The sequence below is a fragment of the Paenibacillus sp. 11B genome (genome assembly GCF_030487755.1).
In the GTDB taxonomy this organism is placed as follows: Bacteria; Bacillota; Bacilli; order Paenibacillales; family Paenibacillaceae; genus Paenibacillus; species Paenibacillus vandeheii.
Window position 1 is genome coordinate 900,762 of the sequence record NZ_JAUKNS010000001.1, and the last position, 26,122, is coordinate 926,883.

18 protein-coding genes are annotated in these 26,122 nt (G+C 46.6%); 1 reads left to right on the forward strand and 17 read right to left on the reverse strand.

Annotated features, from left to right (window positions below; translation table 11 throughout):
• Window positions 1-10: 10 nt before the first annotated feature.
• From Q0V21_RS04055 to adhE, 16 genes are all read right to left on the reverse strand, one after another.
• Entirely contained in the window at window positions 11-814 is an 804-nt protein-coding gene (locus Q0V21_RS04055) for a metal ABC transporter permease (RefSeq protein WP_024631018.1), read from the reverse strand.
• A 49-nt stretch (window positions 815-863) separates the two neighbouring features.
• Entirely contained in the window at window positions 864-1,622 is a 759-nt protein-coding gene (locus Q0V21_RS04060; RefSeq protein ID WP_076291860.1) for a metal ABC transporter ATP-binding protein, read from the reverse strand.
• A 55-nt stretch (window positions 1,623-1,677) separates the two neighbouring features.
• Window positions 1,678-2,670, reverse strand: a complete 993-nt coding sequence (locus Q0V21_RS04065) for a metal ABC transporter solute-binding protein, Zn/Mn family (protein ID WP_301877698.1) — start codon at window positions 2,668-2,670, stop codon at window positions 1,678-1,680.
• A 310-nt stretch (window positions 2,671-2,980) separates the two neighbouring features.
• On the reverse strand, window positions 2,981-5,032 hold the full coding sequence (metG, locus tag Q0V21_RS04070; protein WP_301878398.1) for a methionine--tRNA ligase: 2,052 nt from the start codon (window positions 5,030-5,032) through the stop codon (window positions 2,981-2,983).
• 438 nt (window positions 5,033-5,470) lie between these two features.
• On the reverse strand, window positions 5,471-5,698 hold the full coding sequence (yidD, locus tag Q0V21_RS04075) for a membrane protein insertion efficiency factor YidD (protein ID WP_301877699.1): 228 nt from the start codon (window positions 5,696-5,698) through the stop codon (window positions 5,471-5,473).
• Window positions 5,699-5,700: 2 nt separating this feature from the next.
• The gene (locus Q0V21_RS04080; protein ID WP_024631023.1) at window positions 5,701-6,165 is read right to left on the reverse strand and encodes a Fur family transcriptional regulator; all 465 of its coding nucleotides are present in this window, start codon (window positions 6,163-6,165) and stop codon (window positions 5,701-5,703) included.
• A 374-nt stretch (window positions 6,166-6,539) separates the two neighbouring features.
• Window positions 6,540-8,795: a stalk domain-containing protein gene (locus tag Q0V21_RS04085; RefSeq protein WP_301877700.1), complete on the reverse strand. Its 2,256-nt coding sequence runs from the start codon at window positions 8,793-8,795 to the stop codon at window positions 6,540-6,542.
• Between the two features lie 278 nt (window positions 8,796-9,073).
• Entirely contained in the window at window positions 9,074-10,735 is a 1,662-nt protein-coding gene (gene nagZ / locus Q0V21_RS04090; RefSeq protein ID WP_301877701.1) for a beta-N-acetylhexosaminidase, read from the reverse strand.
• 13 nt (window positions 10,736-10,748) lie between these two features.
• The gene (locus Q0V21_RS04095) at window positions 10,749-12,383 is read right to left on the reverse strand and encodes a response regulator (protein ID WP_301877702.1); all 1,635 of its coding nucleotides are present in this window, start codon (window positions 12,381-12,383) and stop codon (window positions 10,749-10,751) included.
• The gene (locus Q0V21_RS04100; RefSeq protein WP_301877703.1) at window positions 12,380-14,221 is read right to left on the reverse strand and encodes a cache domain-containing sensor histidine kinase; all 1,842 of its coding nucleotides are present in this window, start codon (window positions 14,219-14,221) and stop codon (window positions 12,380-12,382) included. Before Q0V21_RS04100 ends, Q0V21_RS04095 begins: the two co-directional genes overlap by 4 nt.
• Window positions 14,222-14,252: 31 nt before the next feature.
• Window positions 14,253-15,083, reverse strand: a complete 831-nt coding sequence (locus Q0V21_RS04105; RefSeq protein ID WP_079349497.1) for a carbohydrate ABC transporter permease — start codon at window positions 15,081-15,083, stop codon at window positions 14,253-14,255.
• Window positions 15,083-15,967, reverse strand: a complete 885-nt coding sequence (locus Q0V21_RS04110; protein ID WP_301877704.1) for a carbohydrate ABC transporter permease — start codon at window positions 15,965-15,967, stop codon at window positions 15,083-15,085. Before Q0V21_RS04110 ends, Q0V21_RS04105 begins: the two co-directional genes overlap by 1 nt.
• 166 nt (window positions 15,968-16,133) lie before the next feature.
• Window positions 16,134-17,498 (reverse strand): extracellular solute-binding protein, encoded by a 1,365-nt coding sequence (locus Q0V21_RS04115; protein ID WP_079349499.1) that lies wholly within the window; start codon window positions 17,496-17,498, stop codon window positions 16,134-16,136.
• Window positions 17,499-17,709: 211 nt separating this feature from the next.
• Window positions 17,710-18,462 (reverse strand): pyruvate formate-lyase-activating protein, encoded by a 753-nt coding sequence (pflA, locus tag Q0V21_RS04120; RefSeq protein ID WP_079349500.1) that lies wholly within the window; start codon window positions 18,460-18,462, stop codon window positions 17,710-17,712.
• Between the two features lie 83 nt (window positions 18,463-18,545).
• Window positions 18,546-20,804 (reverse strand): formate C-acetyltransferase, encoded by a 2,259-nt coding sequence (gene pflB, locus Q0V21_RS04125; protein WP_079349501.1) that lies wholly within the window; start codon window positions 20,802-20,804, stop codon window positions 18,546-18,548.
• A 746-nt stretch (window positions 20,805-21,550) separates the two neighbouring features.
• The gene (gene adhE / locus Q0V21_RS04130; RefSeq protein ID WP_053784380.1) at window positions 21,551-24,163 is read right to left on the reverse strand and encodes a bifunctional acetaldehyde-CoA/alcohol dehydrogenase; all 2,613 of its coding nucleotides are present in this window, start codon (window positions 24,161-24,163) and stop codon (window positions 21,551-21,553) included.
• A 427-nt stretch (window positions 24,164-24,590) separates the two neighbouring features.
• Between adhE and Q0V21_RS04135 the strand changes: the two genes are divergently transcribed.
• The gene (locus Q0V21_RS04135; protein WP_024631034.1) at window positions 24,591-25,307 is read left to right on the forward strand and encodes a Crp/Fnr family transcriptional regulator; all 717 of its coding nucleotides are present in this window, start codon (window positions 24,591-24,593) and stop codon (window positions 25,305-25,307) included.
• Between the two features lie 81 nt (window positions 25,308-25,388).
• Here the strand turns inward: Q0V21_RS04135 and Q0V21_RS04140 are convergent, their stop codons facing one another.
• Entirely contained in the window at window positions 25,389-26,102 is a 714-nt protein-coding gene (locus Q0V21_RS04140; RefSeq protein WP_024634542.1) for a hypothetical protein, read from the reverse strand.
• Window positions 26,103-26,122: the final 20 nt, after the last annotated feature.

Genomic DNA, 26,122 nt, shown 5'->3' on the forward strand with positions numbered 1-26,122 from the left:
ACGTTCAGAATCAGGCTCGGAACCCTTTTTTTCCAATCATCGTAAGAATCAGCATCATGATAAGCAGAAGTACAATCGTTGCTCCCGGTGCAAGGTTCCAGATCCCGGCCACAACCAGTCCAATAACTACGGCAATTTCGCCAATAACCACAGACAATATAATCGCCGATTTGAAGCTTCGTGCCATCAGTAAGCTTACAGCTACCGGAATGGTCAGCAATGCCGATACCAGCAATGCGCCGACGATTTTGATCGCCGTACTAATGACAAGGGCTGTCATTACGGTAATCAGCATATTCAGCAGTTTCACAGGCAGCCCGGTAACCGCTGCGGCATCCTCCTCAAAGCTGAGCAGGAAAAACTCCTTATGTAACAACGCTACAACGATGACCACGATCAGCGTGACCACACCAACCAGCTTCAAATCCGTGGAATCCAGTGTATAAATACTGCCGAACAGGTAACTCATAACATCTGTATTATACCCTTTGCCCAGCGTGAAGAACAACGAAGCCAGCGCCACTCCACCGGACATGATGATTGCAATCGATAATTCGGCGTAACTCTTATACGCCTTGCGCAGTTTCTCTATTGCAAATGAGGCGAGCACAGCAAATATCAGCCCCACCGCAATCGGATACACTTCGATAAGGAATCCGAGTGCAACCCCGGCGATCGTTACATGAGACAGAGTATCGCCGATCATGGATAAACGTCGCAGCACCAGAAACAATCCGATCAAGGGTGCTGTGATGCCAATTAGCAATCCACCCGCCAGCGCCCGCTGAAAAAAATCACTCATTAAAATTTCCAAAACACACACGACTCCTTCGGCCTTGCTCTAATCTGGTTGTGTACTCGCTCTAACGAACCTGGGTGGTGGTATGTTGCAAATTCGTCTCGGCACAGTCTTCCACCTCATGGGAATGACGGACATGAAAATGTATCTTTCCGTTCGTCACCGCTGCTTTTGAACCGAGATAACTCTCCATCCGGTCCATATCATGTGATACCATCAGGAATGTCATCCGGTGATGTTCATGCATATGGGTAATGAGTTCAAAAAAGCTGGCCTGGGATTCGGCATCAATGCCCACCGTCGGTTCATCCAGAATCAGCAGATCAGGGTGATTAATAAGCGCCCGTGCCAAAAACACGCGCTGCTGCTGTCCGCCGGACAGTTGTCCGATTCGTTTGTTCGCCAAATCCTCAATCCGCATCACCTGCATGGCATCTGTGCACTGCTGCTGACATTTACGGGACATCCGGCGAAACATATTCTTGTTGTTGTACAAGCCGGACATGACTACTTCCCTTACCGTTGCAGGGAACAATGGATTAAACGCATTTTTTTGCGGAACATAACCAATCCGTTCCCAATCCTTGAATCGGCGGATCGACTGTCCGAACAGCTTGATGTCTCCCTCGGCTGGAGGCAACAGTCCAACCAACATCCGCAGCAATGTCGTTTTGCCCGCCCCGTTTGAACCGATAATCCCGACAAAATCCCTTTCCTGGACCATAAAATCAAGATTTTCGATCACTCGCTGGTCACCGTAGGAAAATGATAGTTTCTCGATCTCTATAATTGGATCATGACACAATGGCATGATTTGCTGCATGGCAAAGCCGCCCTTCATTATATATAAGGATTGCAAACGAATCCTTCAGTCTATCTTATTTTAATGCGATCAGCAGATTTTGCAAATTTTTCTCCATCAGGGTGAAATAATCATCCCCGTTTGTGACCTGTTCTTTGGTTAAACCTTCTACAGGATTCAGGACCATTGTCTCTACACCTGCTTCATTGGCGAGGGTTTTTGCCAGTTTGTCAGATACCAGCTCTTCGAAGAAAATGTATTTAATCCCTTCATCCTTCACCAGCTTAGCCAAATTCACAATATCTTGACCTGTGGGCTCCGCATCTGGAGAAAGTCCCATAATGGCATGCTGGGTTAACCCATAATCACGTGCTAGGTAACCAAAAGCCTGATGCGAAACAACAATTTCCTTATTGGGAACGTTGGACAATTCGTCTGTAAAGTGCTGATCCAGCGTTTCCAGCTTGGTCCGCAGCTCTTCATAGCGTTGTTCATATCCTTCTTTATGGGCAGGGTCTACTTCAACCAGGCTGTTTTTGATATTTTCAGCCATTATCATTGCCGATTTGGGACTTACCCATGTATGGGGGTCCACATGATGGTCTGCAATATCCTCTGCGTTAGCTTCATCAGCATGTTCGTCACTATGTTCATCGACCTGTTCTTCACCATGACCGTGTCCATCATCACCCTCAGCAGTTAATAGAGTAACCCCTTCACTTACTGCAACGGACTTCACCTTGGTATCGCTATTCAGTGACTTCAGGAAGTTGGGGACCCATCCTTCCAAGCCTGCACCATTATATAGGAATAACTGGGCTTTGGATGTATTCACAATATCTTGGCTCTTCGGCGTCCAATCATGTGGTTCAACACCTGTTGGCAGCAAATTAATGACATTCGCATCGTCTCCGCCAATTGTCGCCGTAAACGCATAGACAGGATAGAAGCTCGTGATCACATTCACTTTACCTTCCACCAGCTTGGCACTCTCCGAATTATTACTCTGACCGCATGCCGACAATATGAGCAAACTAAGAACAACCAGACCGCTGAGCATCCATTTCATCTGTCCTCTTCTACCTGTTGCTAGAGTCCGGTTTACCTGGTCTAGATTTCTTCCATTATAAAATTTCACTAGTATTCACTCCGCATCTCTTAATCGTAAACATTACTGAAAGAATTATAGGTAACCTGCACGAACTTGTCAAGCCGCTCTGTCCTATTCATTCTTTCCTTGAGCACGGAGTTCATAACAGTATATGCTTGTTTTCTTCGCATCAGATCGATTTTATCCAAAATAAAAAGTGACCCGATTCTCATCGAGCCACCTTCTATTACAGCAATACAAACCATATATTGGTTACATGGTCAAAGTCCTATTTTACTTGTGCGCCATTAGGCATATTATCTGGTACCGTTGCCAGTGTAAGCTGATCTCCGTGGGATGCTGCCAGAATCATGCCCTGGGACAGTTCACCGCGCAATTTCACAGGCTTGAGGTTCGTCACACAGATGACTTTGCGTCCAACCATATCTTCTGGGGAATAAAACTTCGCAATTCCCGATACAACCTGACGTTGCTCATAGCCAAGATCCAGCTGCAGCTTCAGCAATTTATCGGCTTTCTTGACCGGCTCACAGGCAATTACTTGAGCGACACGCAGTTCCACTTTGGCGAAATCATCAATACCGATCTCTTCTTTGCCTTCTGGTGCTGTGACGGGTTGAGCGGCTTCAGAAGCTCCTCCAGCATCTACTTGAGCTGCCTCAGGCTGCACTTCAGCTTTTTTGCCTCCAGTCATCGCTTCAGCAATATAAGCAATCTCCTGTTCAGAGTCCAAACGTGGGAAGATCGGGTCACCCTTCTGCAAAGCGTTGCCAGCCGGAATAACGCCCCATTGCTTCGCTGAATCCCAGGCCGTCAGTTCACCTTCCTGAATGCCGAGCTGTTCCCAGATTTTGCGCGGAGCACGTGTCAGGAACGGCTGCAAGAGGATGGAAGCAATCCGCAAGCTTTCAATCAGATGCGACATTACCGATGCCAGTTCATTCCGTTTCGCCTCATCACGAGCCAGAGCCCAAGGCTGAGTCTCGTCAATGTATTTGTTGCTGCGGCTCACAAACTGACTGATCGCTGTCAACGCTACGGAAAACTGTAGATTTTCCATGGCCTGCTCCACTTTCTCCACAGCAGCAAGACCCGCTTCTTCAAGAGATGCATCAAATTCGGTCACACCGGAAGTAAATTCAGGCGCTCTACCTTCGAAATATTTGTCCACCATGGCTACTGTACGATTCAACAGGTTTCCAAGGTCATTTGCCAGGTCGGAGTTCACACGCTCTACAAAGCTTTCTGGAGTAAATGTACCATCTGAACCAAATGGAACTTCACGCAGCAGGTAATAACGAAGTGCATCCAGACCATAACGGTCAATCAGGGTTACCGGGTCAACGACATTGCCTTTGGATTTGGACATTTTGCCGTCTTTCATCAACAGCCAGCCGTGGGCAAACACTTTTTTCGGTAAAGGTAGGTCCAGTGCCATCAGCATAATCGGCCAGTAAATCGTATGGAAACGAACAATTTCCTTCCCTACCAAATGAACGTCCGCAGGCCAAAACTTCTTATACAGGGATGGATCGGATGATCCATAGCCCAGAGCTGTAATATAGTTGGATAACGCATCAATCCATACGTACACAACGTGTTTCGGATCGCCTTTAACTTTGACGCCCCATTCGAAAGTTGTCCGCGATACAGCCAAGTCTTCCAGACCCGGCTTGATGAAGTTGTTAATCATTTCATTTTTACGTGACTCCGGCTGAATAAAACCCGGATTCTCTTCATAATATTTCAGCAAACGATCGGCATACTTGCTCATCCGGAAGAAGTAGGATTCTTCTTTTACCAGCTCCACCGGATGTCCGCTATCCGGACTTTTGGCCGAGATAATCTCGCCCTTGTCATTCTTCTCCACATCAACCAGCTGGGTTTCCGTGTAGTAGGTCTCATCCGGGATACTGTACCAGCCTTCGTACTCACCCTTGTAGATATCCCCTTGTTTCAATAAACGGTCAAAGATATCCTGTACCACTGTTTTGTGGCGTTCTTCCGTAGTCCGAATGAAGTCGTCATTGGAGATGTCCAGCTTGTTCCACAGTTCCTTGATACCCACAACGATATCGTCGATAAAAGCTTGTGGCGACTGTCCTTTCTCTTGTGCCTTGCGCTCAATCTTCTGACCATGCTCATCGGTTCCTGTCAGATAGTGAACAGCATAACCGCGCAGACGTTTGTAACGAACCATGGCATCACCCGCCACAGTCGTGTACGCGTGTCCGATATGCAGTTTGTCACTCGGATAATAAATCGGTGTTGTCAGATAAAATGTTTTTTGATCAGCCATAAATGACTTCTCCTCCTTCATATGGTCCTGCATTTTTATTGCTTGCTTTGCCTAAAAAAGAACACAAAAAACTCCCGTCCCTATATGGGACGAGAGTTGCTCTCACGTGTTACCACCCAAATTCCCCGTGCTTTTCACAAAACACAGGCTCTGCCGGTCCTTCGACCGCCCATTAACGCTGGATCACGCCTCAGCCTTACGACAGCCCGTTCTAAATCAACGTCTGCACGCTCGAAAGAGGTTCCTCCGGGACCATATTCCATCCTCCTCCCAGACCGGTTCTCAGCTCATCCGGCTCTCTGCACTGGGGGTGTGTCTGTACTTATCCCTTCACTGGAAATCATTATACGAAAAATATACTGAAATACTGCCTCCTTTGTCAAGTGGACAGCAATTCTTAAATCAACTCAATTCTGCAAAACGACCATTGGCTCGTTAATCGGATACCATCACAGACTTTTAAGCCTTTGGTGGAACCAAATCCACTCCACCTGGATGAAACGGATGGCATTTCGCAATGCGCTTTGCCGCAAGCAGCGATCCTTTAAACGCACCATGAACTTCAATCGCCTCCATCGCATACGCCGAGCAGGTAGGATAGAAACGACACGTCGGCGGCTTCAATGGAGAGATATAGCTGCGATACACCCGAATGGGAGCCTGAACCAATCTGCGGGATAACTTCATCGTCAGTGCTTCCCGTGAGTGTGCTGATGTCCGGATGACGCTTTGGCTGGCATATGTTCGGCACAGTCCTTACAGTACCCGAAAACTTCAAATTTATGATCGACGACCTGGAATTGCTCAGGCGCATCTGCAAGCTGCATCGGGCAAAAAACGATTGGATATGTCTTTTGGCATTTCAGACAAATCATATGGTGGTGATGATGATCCTCACTGCAATGTGCTCTGAACTTCACCCCATCCTCAAAGATGACCTGCTCCAGTACACCCAATTCCTGCATGACACGCAAATTCCGGTACACCGTATCAAAACTCAGTCCGCTGTAAGTCTTACCCATATATTCATAGACGTCCTTGGGTGTCAAATACCCGGGGGATTCGGCAAATAACCGGGCCAGTGTTTTCCGCTGATCCGTAATGCGGAGCCCCTGCGAGGACATGGTAGTAATAATCTGTTCTGTCGACAGCATGACCTATAGCACCTCCTGTCATACGAGCATTCTGCATAAATCCAAAGAGCGAATTCAATTCAGCAACACCTATATCGAAATGGGTCTATCCGTCTAGGTATTGTACCCGTTAGCGTGTGAAATCAAATTATGCAAAATGCTGATACTTATGCTTGATTTATATACTACTAATAATGCCTTAAATGAAGTTCATAGTCAACGAACGGACCTGAGCCCTCTGATTCTACTGTTACAATGAAAAAGGACCCCATAAACATGGAGTCCTTTCCTGACGGTTCAGATGATTAATCCTTCGGGCGACTTTTGGGGTGACAGGATATATAGCATATAAGCTTTCACTCCAAACCGTCCGTTTCTGGTGACAAGAGAAACAATTATTTCTCTGTCGGAAGCGGTGTGAACAGCAAATTGACAGGAAGATTGCTTCCTGGTGCTGCGGAGAACAGAATCGTTACACTTTGACCATACGAGCCTGTACGATAGAGTACACTTTGTTCATTCGGAGCGCTTACGGATTTGCCGTTCGAAATCTGTACAACTTCTCCATTAACGAGCGCTACACCCGAGTATTTACCACCACGTGGGTTGAACGAGATTAAAGTCCGAGGAGCAACATTGTTCAGTGTAATTTTGTAGAGAACACCGAAGTTACCCGCGTTAGAAGCATCTGTATACGCCATTGGATCTGTTCCGACCAGATTCGGGTCACTTGCATTGTCGCCGAGCGGCAGACGTGCAGGCTTCGATCCCACTTCTTGGTCGTACGTAATGATACGTGTTGCATTCGGGTATGTTCCCCGGTTATGAACACCATCACGATCCAGAACAGGCAGGGTGGACCATACCGTCATCGGATCTTTATTCTCATCAATCATAATAATATTGTAATCGAGTTCATAATCGCTGAATACATCCGAGTACAAGGAGATGACTTGACCCTGCTTCATAGGAAGAACACTCAATTCGGTCAGAATTAGCTTGCTCTCTCCAGGTTGGATGTACACTTTCTTTTGTCCCGTACCGTTCTGTATAGACTGGAACCAGCGATCAATGGACAATTTACCTGCCGCAGTCGCTATTGGTGACGGACCTGCAAAGCCCATGTTTTGCTGTTCAATAGATGCCGTATATGCATTGTTGTTTGTCGCAACAACATACATTTTCACGTTCTTACCTGTGTTGTTCACATGGTGAATCATGAAACGCGTTTGTCCAAAGGAAGATTCCTTATAAACAATACCTTCTGTATTAACGGTTTCCGGGCTGTTACTACGAATCAGCAAACTCGGTTCGTCGTAATATGTGAAAGGTATTTTCTCCATCGATGGTACTCCGCTACCGTCGAAGCTGAACTTCTCGCCTACAGGTGTAAACAACTGATTAAAATCAGTCATGGTGTACAGCGTTTCTCCTGTAATGTTAACCGTCTTGGTATAGCTGTTACTAGCACCATGTTTGTCCGTAACGGTAATCGTTACCGTCTTTGGTCCCGGAACAAAGAATGCCAAAGCATTGTTTTCCCATTCGGTTTTCACAATGGCATTTTCATCATCGGTGCTTTGATCAATATACGTGATCTTTTCACCCATTTTGTATTCTTCCTTGTCTGTCATAAACATCGCTACAGGAGGAAGATTGGGTTTCTGAACCTGAATCGTAACAGAGTACGGATCACTCCATTGTCCGCTCGAATCCTGGACAGCATACGTTACCGTATATGTACCTGGTTGATCAAACGAATCCTGACGGCCCGTCCAGCGCTCGTCGACGATGTCTAATCCCTTGGGAGAGCTGGATTTAGTGTTGTATGTCACCGTGTCTCCTGCAAAAATCTCTTTTGGTACCGTGAAGCTGGCTACCGGTTTGGTACTCAGGTTCAGTACAACCGTCTTCGCAGACTGATTCACTTTATAAGTAATGTTGAGAGCCTGCGTAATCGACGTCAGTGGCACCATGAAGGTATTTTTTTGTTGATAGGCAGGGCCCTTCATCGTTCTGGATTCACCGTTTACTGTGTAAATAGTGCTATTCGTTTTGAAGCGAAGCTCATCTTCGCCACTAATAATAATGGTTTCTTTGGTTGTATTGTCATATTTCACATCATATCCAACCCGATCAACCAGTGCGCGGATCGCTACATAAGATACGCCATTTTTAACAGCCATCGGCTGTCCTGCAAGATATGTTTTGCCGTCTTGCATCATTTTATTGCTATTCATGTAAAGTGTCAGATCTCCGCCTTTACTTCCGGCTACAGATTGACCGCTTGTAGATGGTTGCTCAACCTCAACCGGAGTCGTAGGTACTGTTGTTTCCTCTTCCGAACCCTCTTCATCAGCAGGGTCTGTAACAGGGTCAACCGGAGTAACATCTGTTCCCGTAGTTTCATTGGTCACCGGGTTTGTTCCTTCAACTTCATTGTTATCAGACTGTTTTGAATCTGACCCGGACTTTACATCCGATTCCACGATGGTTTGTTCTTTCTTCACAACCTCCACGGATTTAACATTGGCTGTATTTGTTGTTGTTGTATCACTTTGATCGGCTGCTAGTACATTCGCTGGAATCGCTGCAAACGCTTGGAATACAGCTAAAGCGGTAAGTACGGATAATTTCTTCTTCAAATTCATTCTTTGTCTTTGGCTCCTTCTGCTCCCATTTTATAAATATCCCCCTCAAAAAGTCATACTATTAGACGCTTGCAGCCGGGAAAAGTTGCTAAAATTAATTGATAAGAATTGTAAACTTTTAATAGAGCGAAAATACTATGAAAATAGTTATCTATTATACTTTTCGATTTGGAGTGAAATCGGTTTTAAAACCTGCCGCAAATTCCAATAAAAAAATCCCTCCAGGACATGGCTGAAAAAGCACCATGCCAAAGAGAGATGTAGAGATATCGAACTTGCTAACGCAAACTGACAGGTAAGCGTCCTGTCGGCTGCAATTCACCTGTTAAGACAAGAGACAATGCGCGAACCACTGCAGGAGTATTCTCGTACGTACATATATAACTTCCCGGCGTCGGAATCTCCAATAGATCATATGGATTACGCAAAGCGACTACAATCAGGGAATACTTCTCACTAAGTTTTTGAACCAAATGATGCTGTCCTTTCGGAAGATGCCCTGCGGAAGTATAAGTACATATGATGATTTGATCTCCCTCGGACACATTATTAAGTATCAGGTCCGCTTCATCATAGGTCGGCTGTGTCGTTATTTTATGCTCCCGAACTCCGCCTCTCAGCTGCGATAACGCCACGCCAAGTGAATCTGTATGAGACCATGGTTCATCCACTTCGGTTCGCTGTACAACTTCAGGCCAGATGACATACACATCTTTTTCAGGGTCTAAAGGAAGTAATCCATCATTATGAACCACAGTAATGCTACTGGAGGCGATCTCATCCAACGTGGATTCGATAGAGGCCAGCGACCTTGGTAATTCATCCTTCTCTTTTGCTGAGAAATCGACACCATCTTCATCGGATCGATCAGGTACAGCATCATCCTCTTCCATGGAAACAAGCGTATGCTCCCACTGACCACAACGCGCTGTCTTCCATGAAATAATACGTTCCAATGCCTGATTAATGGTTGCTTCTTCAATTCGCCCAGTGCGAACGGCTTCAACAACGGCTTCAACAGCAGAGACTTGATCTTGCAGTGTATGACTGACCAGAATTAGATCAGCACCTGCCTCCACAGCACGAATGGCTGCCTCGGCCACACCATATGGCTTGGATATCGCATGCATTTCCAGACAGTCTGTAATAATAATGCCGTCAAAGCCCATTTCTTCGCGTAACAGACCCGTCAATACTTTACGGGACAGTGTAGCTGGAATCGGCTCCGGTTCAATCGCCGGAAAGATGACGTGAGCAGTCATAATGGCATCCACTCCGGCCTCAATCGCCCGACGGAACGGTAGAAGCTCCACCTGATCCAGCCTGTTACGTTCATGAGGTACGGTGACCATACCGAGATGTGAATCCACCGCTGTATCTCCGTGTCCGGGAAAATGTTTCGCTGTCGCAGCAACACCTCGGGACTGATATCCTTTTATAGCTGCTGCGCCATGAGCAGCTACGCTCTCCGCATTCTCGCCATAGGATCGCACCCCGATGACCGGGTTCAGAATATTGTTATTCACGTCTAGCACGGGAGCAAGGTTCATATCAATGCCGATGCTTTTCAACTCATGACCTAAAATTTGGGCACATTCGAGTGTATACGCCGGATTGCCGGTTGCTCCGAGCGCCATATTTCCCGGCACCTGGGTCACGCCCTCCTTGTCAATCCGGGCCACCATGCCACCCTCTTGATCCACGGAGATCATCAGAGGCAATTCCCCTGCTTCAGCCGCAATTGCCTGCAAGTCGGCAGACAATTGATTTAACTGGTCTACGCTCTCCACATTCCGTCTGAAATAAATGACGCCTCCAACATGATAATTACGGATCAGTTGATTGATCTGTTCATCCGCATGCTGTCCATGGAACCCACACATAAACATCTGCCCTACCCGCTGTTCCAACGAAAGCTGATCCATCGATTTCATACGCATGCTTCCCTCCCCATTATGAACCTGCTCTTAGGTTTGATCTGAATTCCGAAGGTTTCATGTGAAAATGTTTATGGAACACTTTGGAGAAATATCGCCGCTCCTTGTACCCTGTCGCTTCCCCGATCGCTGTAATACTCCATTCTGTTGTACTTAATAATAAGGCTGCGCTCTCCATCCGTTTTTGGGTCATATATTCAACAAAGGTGACCCCCATCTGATTTTTGAATAACTGGCAAAAGTAGCCCGGACTGATTCCCAGCCAATCAGCTACCTCATCAATCCCCAGATCACATTCCAGCCTGGCGTTCATATACTCGCACGCAGACATAATCAGCTCCGACACAGAAGGGCGAGGCGTACTTTTCTTATCATGACAAGCAAAAGCAAGTGCCTCCGCCAGTTCGATTAATTCCTTGATGGAGGTTGCTGAATGCAATGCACTCCAGAAGTGTATTTCGTCTTGTTCAGCCATGACATGTACTTCGCGCAATTCACGAAGCATATGTACAAGCAAAAAACGTAGGCTGTTTTCGGCTACGCCGTCCAGGGCACTCTTATGCTCGCTCATCCGATGTTTGAGCGTAACGAGCAGGTCAATCAATCCCTGTTTGTTTCCCTGTCTGATCCAGCGGGTGATCAAGTCCAAATCTTCTTTTGTAATCCACAGCGTTGCCCTTCTGGAAGGTTCTTTGGATGACATGATGGAGGGCTCACCAGTTTCTGATTCCAGCACATCGCTGCGCTGATCAGAATCATTCATAATCAGCAATCGCTGACAGTGCCGATATCGCTCAGCCATCTGATCATCTAGCCTCACAGGCATAACATCCTGAATGACTCTTGTTTTCATGCCTGAACCTGGCTCGAATGTCGCATCTAATTCCAACAGGACCTGTTGAGCTAATGCATCTGCCCGCAGTTCCCATTCATCTGACGCCTCCACCAGCATACACCATTCTCCCTTACGGGCCGAAATCAGCAAAGTTCCTTCACAGATCCCGTCTGTAACCTCTCTAAGTCTGGAACGGATCATTCCATGCCAGCTTTGGTGCCGGGCCCCGGACCATCCGATCGAATGCTTGAAATAACCCGACACATCGATAAGCAGAAGGACATACCGTAACGAAGATGCCTGTGGTTCCGGGGAAGAAGGAGGGGAAGAAAATAACGTATCCTCTTCTTTACGCATCAGGTCAATGATATGTTTGTGTCTTACCCATACTTCCATCTCCGATTTACGGTGGCGTTCGGCCTCCATTTCCAACCGTTTCTTCTGAATCTGCCCGGCAAGCTCACGCAGTTTATGTTCCAGATCCAGATAATCAATTGGCTTGCATATGTATTCATGGACATTGTAACGAATGGCCGTACGGGCATACTCGAACTGCTGATATCCTGTCAGCAAAATAATCTCGCAAGTTTCACCTTGTTCCCGCAGCATTCGAATCAGCTCCAGACCATCCATAGAGGGCATGCGAATATCACACAACATGATGTCGGGGTGATATTCTGCAACTTTATCCAGCGCTTCCGACCCGCTTCTGGCCGTACCCACAATTTCAATGCCCATGTCTTCCCACGGCAAAATAAAACTCAAATTCTCCAAAATCGGCAGCTCATCGTCAACCAGCAACGCGGTTAGATTCATTCATCTTCCCCCTGCTCATATTGTGGAATAATACATTGAATGATGGTGCCATGCCCCGGAGATGAACATATAAACACCCCGTATCCGGCCCCATATTGAATCCGTATCCGATCTGCCACACTTCTTAATCCCAGCCCTCGGCGCTCTGCCATTGAAGACAGAGGCTTCGTTCCCTCTGCCATGATGTATTCGGGCGGGTCATCTGCCATGTATTCGAATCGAGCCAACATTTCCTGGGGAATACCGATCCCATTATCCTCAACTCGCAGCACCAGATTATTTCGTTCCACAAATGCGCTGATCCGAAGTACACCCTGATATTCAATTCCCTCAAACCCATGCTGAATACTATTTTCCACAAGAGGTTGGAGAGTGAGCTTGAGCATGGATGAAGTGTACAGATGAGATGGAATGTCGATCTCATACCGGAACAAATCACTGAATCTGTAATGCTGGATCTCAAGATAGCTCTGCAGGTGCCTTAGCTCCTCACTGAGCGAAATTTCCTCCTGATCCTGAATGCTGATTCGCAGCATATTGCCAAGTCTTGTCACCATTTCACTTACTTTACGCCCTTCTCCCCTCATGGCTAGTCCGTTAATGGATTCCAGTGTATTAAACAGAAAATGAGGTTTGATCTGGGCTTGAAGCACGCGCAGTTCTGCCTTGGCCTTCTGCTGCTGCTCGGCACGCACACGTCGGAACAGGCCTCCGATGCGATCCAGTAATTCATTGAATCCTTGGGCGAGCAGCTGCATCTCGTCAAAGCCACTTCCTTCAACCCGGGCATTGAAATCCCCGTCATCTACCCGCCTCATGAATCTTACGAGAACCGCAATATTACCTGTAATCCGGTTCATGAAGAACACGTTGAAAACCATCGCAGCAAGCAGACACAGCAGAATGATGATAATGGACCAGCCTGCAAACACATTCGTCTCTGCGGATAATGCTTCCCATGAAGTGACACTGATCAGACTCCAGTTATAGTTTTTCAGATGATATTGTGAAATGATGCTTTCACTGCCATCGAACACGGCTCTGGTGCTGCTGAACCCCGGTCCATAAATGCCAGAACGCACACCCAGATTCTCCATCTTCTCGCCGCTGTATCGTCCGGAAGGATCGTATACGATCAGACCCTCTTCATTGATCAGCAGGAACGAAGTATCCTGTGCAGGATCACTTATTTTCAAATGGCGGAAGATGCGGTCCATCTCCCCTTTTTTAATCTGAACGACCAGAACACCGATATTCTGAAAATAACTGAGCTCCTTGACCAACCGAATCTGAGTAAAGACAGGCTCTACGCCCGTCAGTTCAGGATATTCCAGAGGGGCAAGCCATTTGGGTACGCCGTTGAGTTCCTGGATTTCTTTGAATATTGGATGAACTTTAAATTGCTGAAAAGGAAGTGCTTGAAAGTTTTCCTTCGTGAATATAGAGACAATTTGGTTATCCTGAGATGAACGCGGACGCAAATCATACAAGAAGGCATAACTAATGAACGGGTAGTTGTATAAAAGGGAACGGAAATTACGCTGGCTGGCATTCAGCGACAATTGATTACCGGTTCCAAGATCCTGCTTGCTCGGATCTTTGGCGTTCAAAGCCATCTGGAATACCGATGTGGCAATGCCGTTGTCCGTGACATTGTTGATCTGTTGAAAAACATTCTCGATATTATAGCTAATGGCCTGAAGTGCATATTCAGACTGCTGATTGTATTTTTTCTCAATCGTATGTGATGTGACCAAGAACATGCCGATTCCAAGCGTGCACATCGGTACAATGATGAGCAACAGAAATGCCATGGCCAGCTTCATCCGCAAGTTCATTTCCCGTTCTCCCTATATAACGCGTCATTAATTAGCCTTTTACGCTACCTGCTGTTACACCTTCAATAATTTTTTCCTGCAATATAGCGTAGATCACAACAACCGGTACTACACTGTATACAATGCCTGCTGACATCTGGGCATAATTCATCTGATACTGATCACGAAACTGGACCATGCCGACAGGCAGTGTACGCAGTTTATCGGTGGATAAAAAATAGTTGGCGAGTAAAAATTCGTTCCAGTTGCCGAGGAAATTCACGATAAAGACTGTAACAATGGCTGGAACTGTAAGGGGTATCACTATTCTAGCAAAGATACCCGGAGCCCTCAACCCATCCATCACCGCCGCTTCCTCAATTTCTCCAGGGAGCGACCGCATAAAGGCAGCCAAAATAATAATCGTGAACGGAATTGCATTGGCAACATAAGGAATGATCAGCGCCAAATGAGTATCCAAAATGCCGAGCTTGCGGACAAGCAAGTAAATCGGCAGCATGAGTGCGTTGTTTGGAATCAGCATGCCCGCCAAAATGAGACTGTACAGAAACATGCTCCATTTGCGGTGTCTCATCCGGGTTATTGCAAAAGCAAACATGGCACCAAGCACAATGGTTCCGACCGAGGACAAAACCGAAATGTACATACTGTTCCAGAAATACGTTCCAATCTTGGCATTTACCCAAGCCTCCACGTAGTTATTAAACACCCATGTGGAAGGCAGACCGAACGGATTCAGAGCAATCTCGTTATTATCCTGTTTAAATGAAGAAAAGACTACGAATAAAAAGGGAAACAGAATCGCAAGTAGGTACAACATTAACAACACATGAGGTATACTGCCTTTTATGCTCTTTGTCATCAATATTCCACCCTTTCGTTGTGTCTCGCCACCAGCAACTGATATACCGCGGTGAGCACAAGCGTCAGAGCAAAGATCAGAACCGCAATCGTATTGCCATAGCCGTATTTAAAGTTGGTAATCGCATATTTGATCATATACGTAGCAAGCACTTCGGTAGAGCCTGCGGGTCCACCCTTGGTCATAACCAGAACAATGTCAGCTGCCTTCATCGCTCCGGCGATGGACAACATAATGACGACGGAAATGATAGGTTTGATTAGTGGCAATGTAATTTTAAATGCTCTTTGTACAGCTGTGGCGCCATCAATGGCTGCCGCTTCATCCAGATCTTTGGGAATAGCCAGAATGGCCGCCAAAACCATAACAATATAGAATCCCGTCCATTGCCAAGCATTGGTTACGAGAATGGATATCATTGCGAACCGGTTATCAGACAGCCAATAGACCGGCGAAATGCCTACGGTTTCAAGTAACTGATTCAATAAACCAATGTTAGGCTCATAGATGAAGCCCCACAGAATACCGATGACTGCCGTTGACATAATGGACGGTAAAAAGACGGCTGTTTTGTACAATCCCTTCAATCTCTTTACGTTCGCAATGAGCAGGGAAAACAGCACAATGATCGGCACCTGGATCAAAACGGAAAAGGCGATAAAGAAACCGTTATTGCGAGTAGAAATCCAAAATCTTTCGTCTGTCAGTGCTTTTGTATAATTGGACAGTCCCACAAAACGTGGCTCTGCAGATACCCCGTTCCAACTGGTCAGACTGTAATAAAGAGAGCTGCCGATCGGATACAGGAAAAACATGATAAACAAAATCAATGCCGGCAACACAAACAACATATAGATCAACGGGCTGCGGAGTGAAGTATTCATGATCTACCTCCTTCAGTAACTTCAACTTCTTATGCTCATCTGTAGAGCAGATTCCTCAGCAGTGTAATTCTTTAGAACGGACCATGGTTTTACCCCGGCCGTGTTCAACCGGGGTAAACCAGCATGCATGGTGTTAATAGGTACGCTTCTTTACTTGAAAGATCGTTTATTCTACGGAAGCATTAGCCTCTTCCTGAACCTTTTGCAATTCTTCAGCCATTTTCTCTGGTGTTGTCTGTCCACCAACCAGCTTCTGAATTTGCAGATTGCTGATCTCTGTGGTTACATCAGCCTGAACGAGTGCATCGAATGCCGGGAATGAAGTTTGGGAAGCATTCAGAACAGCTACGATTTCTTTCATCAAATCGTCAGTGATACTGTCTGTCAGCACTTTTTCATCCAGTTTCATCGCTGGTAACACACCGTCTTCCACAAGTCCACGTACTTGCATATCTTCGTTGTAGAAGTTTTTGATAAAGGCTTTAACAGCCGCCAGCTTCTGAGGGTCATCCGCAACCGCTGCGGAGAAACCATATCCGTTATTGACGTCACGCATCAGAGCCGTTTGATCTCCTACCCCGTTCTCTACTGGAGGCATATTGAAGAAACCAACCTTGCCAATGAGTGACTCACCGCTCTGTCCTTCCTTGAATACAGACGATTTCCACGTTCCGTCATACATCAGAATCGCTTCACCACTCGTAAATTGAGTTGTATACTCTGCATATTCAAAGCCAAGCTCGCCTTTTTTGAAGTAACCTTTATCCACCCATTCCTTATGCTTCGCGAATCCTGCGACTACGCCTGGATCAGTCCACTTGGCTTCGCCTGTAGCAAACTTCGCCGTAATATCAGGTCCGGCATAACGGGACCACAGATGGTTCGTTAACATGAGTGGAACCCAGCCTGCTTTGGATGCAGAAGCAAGTGGCACCTTGCCGTCAGCCTTGATCTCAGCGAGCATATTATCCAGCTCAGCCATTGTTGAAGGCGCTTTCCAACCTTTTTGTGTAAAATACTCTTTATTGTAGAAGAAACCTTCACCCGATCCCCCAATAGGCAGTCCGTACACTTTGCCTTCATAGGTGAATGGTTCAAGTGATGAAAATTGGTCTTGAATGCCCAGCTCTTGCAGAATCGGTGTGAGATCCAACAACATGCCTTCCTTGGCATAAACTTTGGAGTCCGGACTGCCGAACAATTCGAAGATATCCGGCGGATTGCCCGCTGCCATCTCCCCGCGAAGTTTCTCTTTGCGGTTTACATCGGATTCAACGCCGTCCAGTGTAAAGGTCAGGTTAGGTACTTCGCTCTCCACTTTGGCAACAACGTCCTGCAGAATGGCCAGCCTTTTTTGTTTGTCGGCACCCACCTGAGTGTGACGGAGAAGCATCTCAACCGGTTCCTTGCTTGTCTCTGCAGGCGTATTGCCTGCTCCCTGCTGTGGTTCGCTGCTTGAGCTTGAACATCCCGCCAGCGTCCATGAAGTGATGAGCAATAATGAAAGCAGCAATGTCATTCCTTTTTTCATTCGTATGACCCTCCTCAAGATATTGAGCATTTGGCTTTACACTCTGATTATAAAAAGTTGTAGCTAACATCGTAAGGATGACAATTCATCAATGGAGGGATAAAATCCTTCACTGGACAATTAATCTTGTGTTTACAATGGGTAACAGCACAAAAAAACAGCCCCTGCGAAACCTGTTCGCAAAGACTGCTTGGTTGGTGTATAAATGTTGTTACTTATTGGAGCAAGCCACGCCCGCTGTTTCTGTACGACCTTGTTCAATCAAACGATACGCCCGCTCTACTTCCTCATCACTCGGAGAAGGAACACCATCGAGCGGATAGGCCTTCCCAAGCGCCTGCCATTTGTAAATACCCATCTGATGATAAGGCAGGATTTCGAACTTCTCAACACCATTTAGCGTTCCAATAAACCGCCCCAGATTGAGCAAATCTTCTTCCTCGTTGTGAATCCCCGGCACATACACGTGGCGAATCCACATTTTTCGTCCATTATCTGATAACCACTGTGCGGTGCGCAATGTTCTCTCGTTGGATTTGCCCGTCAGCTTGATATGCTTCTCATCATTGATGTGCTTCAGATCCAGCAGAACCAAATCCGTGTTATCTAACAAATCATGAATCCGATCCGGTTCATTAAAACCGTTACTGTCCAGCGTAGTGTGCAATCCCCAGCGGCGTTTCGCTTCTTTGAAAACTTCGCCTACAAAGTGAGCCTGTAACGTCGGCTCCCCGCCGGATACCGTAAGCCCTCCACCGGAACTGCGGTAGTAGGAGAGGTACGGTTCAATTTCAGCCAGTACCTCCTCCACGCTCATTTCCCTGCCACCATCCAGTGCCCAAGTGTCTGGATTATGACAATACTGGCATTTGAGCAGACATCCCTGCATAAAAAGCACGAAGCGGATGCCTGGGCCGTCAACCGTCCCGAAAGTTTCGAGTGAATGAATATGTCCATTAACCATGCTGCCTCTTCCTTTCTGTATCCGCATCCGCTGTGCGTTATTATGGAGATTCTACTCCTGTGAACCGTTGAGTTAAGCCCAAATTACATCGAACCGTGGAAGGTCCGGTTAATGACATCAAGTTGTTGCTCACGCGTCAGTTTGATGAAGTTAACGGCGTAGCCAGATACCCGTACAGTCAGCTGTGGATAGTTTTCCGGGTGATCCATTGCGTCAATCAACTGCTGACGATCAAATACGTTCACGTTCAGATGGTGCGCCCCTTGACCAAAATAACCGTCCATCATGGCAACCAGATTGGATTTGCGTGTGTCTGACTCTTTTCCGAGTGCTTTAGGCACGATGGAGAATGTGTTAGAAATTCCATCAAGGCTGTGTTCGTACGGCAGTTTGGCTACTGAGCCAAGGGATGCCAATGCACCTTTTTTATCCCGACCATGCATTGGGTTCGCCCCAGGTGCAAACGGTTCGCCTGCTTTACGGCCATCCGGTGTTGTACCTGTTTTCTTGCCGTACACTACGTTCGATGTGATCGTCAGTACGGATTGAGTTGGAATTGCATTACGATACGCTTTGTGTTTGCGAATCATGCCCATGAAGCTTTCCACCAGTTCAACCGCGATGCTGTCAACACTGTCTTCATTGTTACCGTAACAAGGGAATTCGCCTTCAATTTCAAAATCAATTGCGATGCCTTGTTCGTTGCGGATCGGTTTGACTTTAGCATACTTGATTGCACTCAGGGAGTCTGCTGCAACCGAGAGACCAGCAATACCACAAGCCATCGTACGAACGATGTCACGGTCATGCAGTGCCATTTCGATACGCTCGTAGCTGTATTTATCATGCATGTAGTGAATGACGTTGAGTGAGTTCATATACAGTTTGGCAAGCCATTCCATCATCGGTTTGAAACGTTTCATCACTTCATTGTAATCCAGAACTTCGCTCGTAATTGCTGGATATTCAGGGCCGACTTGTGCACCCGATTTCTCGTCACGACCGCCGTTGATTGCATACAGCAATGCTTTTGCCAGGTTGGCACGAGCGCCAAAGAACTGCATTTGTTTCCCGATCTTCATCGCAGATACGCAGCAAGCAATACCATAATCGTCTCCGTAGATCGGACGCATCAGATCATCATTTTCGTACTGGATGGAGCTCGTTTCGATGGATACTTTTGTACAGTATTGTTTGAACGCTTCCGGAAGCTTGGTGGACCAGAGTACAGTCAGGTTCGGCTCAGGTGCAGGACCAAGGTTGTTCAGGGTGTGCAGGAAACGGAAGCTGTTTTTCGTAACACGGGTTTCTCCATTTACGGACATGCCGCCGATGGATTCGGTTACCCATGTTGGGTCTCCACTGAACAATTCGTTATAATCCGGCGTACGCAGGAACTTAACAATCCGCAGTTTCATTACAAAATGGTCAACCAGTTCCTGAGCTTGTTCCTCAGTTAGCAAGCCTTCTTGCAAATCACGTTCAATGTAAATATCAAGGAACGAAGAAACACGTCCCAGGGACATCGCCGCACCGTTTTGCTCTTTGATCGCAGCCAGGTAACCGAAGTAGAGCCATTGGAACGCTTCTTTGGCGGTTGTGGCTGGCAAGGAAATATCGAAACCGTGCATTTCACCCAGTTGTTTCAATTCCTGCAATGCACGAATCTGTTCGGACAGTTCTTCACGCAGGCGAATGACATCTTCATCAATCACATCGACTTCAAGTGCATTCAGTTCGCCTTTTTTATTCCGAATCAGGAAGTCCACACCATAGAGAGCTACCCGACGATAGTCACCGATGATCCGGCCACGGCCGTAAGCATCCGGCAGACCGGTAATAATGCCTGCTTTACGTGCTGCACGCATGTCAGATGTATAAGCATCAAATACGCCTTGGTTATGTGTTTTGCGGATGTTCGTAAATATATCAATGACGCCTTGTGGCATCTCAAAACCATAAGCTTCACAAGCATCAATCATCATGCGAATTCCACCAAATGGCTGAATGGAACGTTTGAATGGAGCATCCGTTTGAACACCAACAATCTGTTCTTTGGATTTATCCAGATAACCGGGTTGGTGAGAAACAATCGTTGCTGGCGTATTTACGTCAACATCGAGTACCCCGCCGTTATCGCGTTCTTTTTTGGTCAGATCGGAAACGATATCCCATAACTCTTTCGTATTTTGGGTTGCACCTGCAAGGAATGCTTCGTCGCCATAATAAGGTGATAAGTTGCGTACCAGAAAATCATTCACATCTACGGATTTCGTCCATGTTCCTTTGGTAAAGTTTCTCCAGCCTGTTTGTTGTTTGACATCTTTTTCGATCACCGACATAGTAATCCCTCCACAAATTTGGATTTCCGGACACATGACAGGATGCTCACTCGTCTCATCTGTGCCCAGAGCCGCGATTAATGTGATAAATTTCACATGTAAGCCGGAACATGTTCTCTCTACTTGGGAACCGGAACCGCGGATGAATGTCTTTCTTACATTTTCAGTATACGTCTTCGCTCTTTCAGCATCTGTGATTTATATCACAAAGTTTGTGACCATCCTCACTTCACCTTTGCTGTATCCCATTAAACCTGTAAAAACTCACACTTAGCCACTGCGCGGGCAGAACAACTTCCGATCAATGTTCAAACCCGATTTCCCCGATTAAACAATATAATTTGAACGAAAGGTTACGCACACTGGCCACTCCGAGGATAGAACAACCTTCCGATCGCTGTTATCCCCAGATTTTTTTGATTCCCTTTTAAAAAGGTAAAATCCGGGGATAAAGGCGAGCGCTATCGCTTCTTCAGGTTTTTTCTCTCCTCTCCGTTATCGTGTACATGTATGGTTCAAACTATATAGCATTGAAGGTTGAAATCATGCTTGAAAGCGAGCGCTTCGCTTCGCTTCTTCAGTTTTTTCTGCCCTCTCCGTTATGGTGTGAATACCTGGTTCAAAAAGAAACATCACGGATTCCGTGTAACCTTATACCTTCTTACAGAAAAGACGGCAATCGGGGCTCCCCATTTCGGGGAACCCTGAACATATTGCCTCAACCTTAACCAGTTGTTTACTACTCTTTATTCAAACTTGCCGTAGAATGCGTTGCGGTATACATCTGCCAGTTCAGTTACGAGCGGCATTTTTGGATTGGCGGTTGTACATTGGTCCTCGAATGCACGGTCTGCCAGATAGTCGACATGTGCTTCAAAGTCTTTTGCGTCAAATCCGATTTCCTGGAACGATTCTTCAATACCCAATGTTTTGTTCAGTTTGCGAATGGCATTGATGAGACTGGTAACCCCTTCTTCTGTCGTACGTGCAGGCAATCCCAGAATGCGGGCAATCTCGGCATAGCGCTCATCTGCAACAAAGTGCGAATATTTCGGGAACGATGCAAACTTCGTCGGTTTTTTCGCATTGTAGCGAATAACGTGCGGCATCAGGATCGCATTGGTACGTCCATGTGCGGTATGGTACTGACCGCCCCATTTGTGTGCCAAACTGTGGTTAATGCCCAGGAATGCGTTGGCAAAAGCCATACCGGCGATCGTCGAAGCGTTATGCATTTTCTCACGAGCCAATTTGTCACCTTGCAGCGCCGATTGCTCAAGATATTGGAATACCAGTTGAATTGCTTTGATTGCGAGACCATCCGTGTAATCATTCGCCATGACGGATACATAGGCTTCAATGGCGTGAGTCAATACGTCCATACCTGTATCCGCTACAGCGGTTTTAGGCAGAGAGTATACGAATTCCGGGTCTACGATGGCTACGTCTGGTGTTAACTCGTAATCTGCCAGCGGATATTTGGTGTTCCCTTGGTTTTTGTCCGTGATGACCGCGAACGATGTTACTTCCGAACCTGTGCCCGAAGTTGTCGGGATGGCTACGAATTTCGCTTTCACGCCGAGACGTGGATATTTGTAGATCCGTTTGCGGATATCCATGAATTTTTGTTTCAAGTCGTTGAAGTCTGTGTCCGGATATTCATAGAACAACCACATCGCTTTGGCAGCATCCATCGGTGATCCCCCGCCGAGTGCGATAATGCAGTCTGGCTGGAAGCGGCGCATCATTTCCGTACCGCGGTCTACCGTTGTTGTCGATGGATCGGGTTCTACATCAGAGAACACTTCAATGGCTACCGGCATTTGACGTTGACGCAGATAGTGCTCTACTTTTTCCACATAACCGAGTTTGACCATCATGGCATCCGTAATAATAGCTACGCGTGTGATGTCCGGCATTTTGGCAAGATACTGTGTTGCACCTTTTTCGAAATAGACTTTGTTCGGCACTTTGAACCACTGCATATTCACGGTACGGCGAGCCACCCTTTTCACGTTGATTAAGTTCACAGCGGTTACGTTGGAAGAAGTCGAGTTACGTCCGTACGATCCGCAGCCCAGGGTCAGTGACGGCATGTTGGTGTTGTAGATGTCACCAATGGCGCCGTGTGTGGATGGTGAATTCACGATAATCCGTCCGGTTTGCAGACGATCTGCAAATTTGCCAATCACTTCTTCGTTCGTCGAATGAATAACCGAGGAGTGACCCATGCCGCCAAAAGCAACCACTTCTGCTGCACGCTCAATCCCTTCAGCTGCCGTTTTCACTTTGTAACAAGCCAGTACCGGGCTTAGTTTTTCAGCCGACAATGGGAATTTCGTGCCTACACCTTCAATCTCGGCTACGAGAATTTTGGTGCCAGCAGGAACCTCGATACCGCACATTTTCGCAATGCTGACTGCAGATTGACCCACAATCGCCGGATTCACTGCACATTTCTCAGCGTTAATCGCACCTGCGGTCAGTTTCGCAGCCTCATCCTTGTTAACGAAGTAACAACCGTTGGCGATCATTTTCTTTTTCACCTGATCAAAGATCGGTTCCTCGATGATGACCGCTTGCTCGGAAGCACAGATCATGCCGTTATCAAACGATTTGGACAAAATCAGATCCGTTACCGCTTGGTTAATATCTGCACTTTTTTCAATAAAGCAAGGCACGTTACCTGGCCCTACGCCCAGTGCCGGTTTACCACAGCTGTATGCTGCCCGTACCATGCCTGATCCGCCTGTTGCCAGAATGAGCGCCACATCATTATGATTCATCAGTGCGTTTGTGCGATCCATGGAAGGATCATCAATCCACTGGATACAGTCCGCTGGAGCGCCATGCTTCACAGCAGCTTCAAGCAGAATTTTCGCGGCTTCCCGGCTACAGTTCTGTGCAGATGGGTGGAAACCGAAGATGATCGGGTTACGTGTTTTGATGGAAATAAGTGCTTTGAACATCGTAGTGGATGTCGGATTCGTTACCGGGGTAATTCCCATGATGATGCCGACAGGCTCCGCAATTTTCTGGAAGCTTTCGTATTCGTTATCTTCAATAACCCCTACTGTTTTGTCATATTTAATGCTATGATACACATATTCTGTTGCAAATATATTTTTGGTGATTTTATCCTCATACACACCCCGGCCTGTTTCTTCCACGGCCATTTTGGCGAGCATCATATGTTTGTCCAGACCTGCCAGCGCCATTGCTTGCACGATGCGGTCAATCTGTTTCTGATCCATGGACATGAATGCTGCGTGTGCTTTATTCGCTTTGTCAATTAACGTTTGAATATACTGACCTGCTGTCGGTTCTTTTACTGGGGCGACTTCGTTCTTTACAGCCATCTCCCTCATCCTCCTAAAGGTTCGTATTGGTTTGTCTCTCTTCTTTACATTCACATCGTACCATGGGTAAAGGGTAAATTATGTGATTTTTTTCACAAAGTATAACAAATTTAATTTAAGTTTTTTAGTGTCTCCCCACCGGCCATTACACTTCCTATTTAAATTATAGGGCTGTCAGATTCATCCTCCCCTTTAGAAAGTGAATTTAATCACAATGTTTGAAATTTCGCCATTTTTGCCCCCTTTCCATGCCCCTCAAACGGCAAGATAAGGTATATACTGAACTTAAAAATTGAACCACCGCAATTTGTACCGTCCTTCCCGGCCGAGATGACCCTGATCAGGACGGCAACGGTTTGCGGCGAACCACGGAGGCCGGACCAAGCTACAGAAGGCCGTCCGATGGACACAAAGGGGAGATAGACTTATGAGAGAACAACTGAGTGTACTGGAAAAACGCGGCAATACCAACTGTTTCTCGGAAGCGAATTTCAACCATCTGCTCGTAACGATGAAGGACAGAACCTATCCGGAAGGAACCCATCTGTATTGGGAAGGAGATGTCTCTGACAAACTTTATTATATGAAACGGGGCCGGGCACAGATTACCAAATCCACGGATGAAGGCAAGGAATTGATTATGTACATGTATCAGTCCGGGGATATGATTGGTCAGGCTGACCCGTTCTTCGGGTCCAAACACAGCTTCTCGGCCGAGGTACTTGAGGATAGTGAAATCGGAGTACTGGAGCACAAAGACCTGGAGATGCTGATCTGCCAACATTGTGACTTCGCCATCGATTTTATGAAATGGATGGGTATCCATCACCGGTTGACCCAGACGAAATTCCGTGATTTGATGTTATATGGCAAACCGGGCGCACTCTGCTCCACGCTGATTCGGTTGTCCAATTCTTATGGTGAGCCTCATGGAGATCATGTCATCATTCATAAAAAAATAACCCACACGGATTTGTCCAATATGATTGGAGCGACCCGTGAAAGTGTCAACCGCATGTTAAGCGATCTGCGTAAAAAAGATGCTATTGAATATGACAACGGTATGATCGTCATCAAGGATCTGCACATGCTGCAGGGCATCTGCCACTGCGAACTGTGTCCTAACGAGATTTGCCGGATCTGATGCTTTCCCCGCCCTGGCACCACCTGATATGCAAATGAAAAAAGCCCAATCTTCGTTACAGAAGATGGGCTTTTGTTATGCTTAAGATACAGTAGTCAACTCGAGCTTTACTGCATCACGTGGATTCAACTTCATGTCCAAACCGTTTTCCATCAGTTCCTTGTCATTCACCATGATCATCCAGCGTTGGTTCATCCGGGGAATTACATTTTCAACGGAAACAACAAATTTGTTGTTTTCCGACATTCTTACAATCCCACTGGACTTTAATACATCACGCACCGTACATTCCTGAACATACACCCCGGCATATTGACGATTGAGATTCGGCATAATATTTCCGCCGCTCACCTTGAGCAATGTTGTTTGGTAAGCAACATCGTCTCCCCCATTGTCAGCGGCTTTCACATATATGATCACTTCATCTTTGGCATGAAGCTCCATGTCCCACTTTTCGGGGTCAATATCCTTGCCGTTCAGTTTGACAGCCCAGCTGAGCGAGGAATCCAACGAAACTTCCCCAACGGATTGGATCCGCTTTCCATCTGCCGTAAAATCAACAAGTCCACTGTTCAATAGTGCTTTCTTGAGCGTCAGACCTTCACTAAAATCTCGCTTAATAGACTTCGTTGCGTCAGGCAAAAAAGTACTGCCATCCACTGCCACTGTAATTGTATTCTGTGATTCGGTCTCTTTGACGATAGGCTGTTCGGAAGGCTGTGTCTCGCTACACCCGGCCAATATAACCAGAATAAGCAGACATATACCTATGTAACCGGGGATTCTCTTCTTCATGTAGGTAACACCACCCTGCG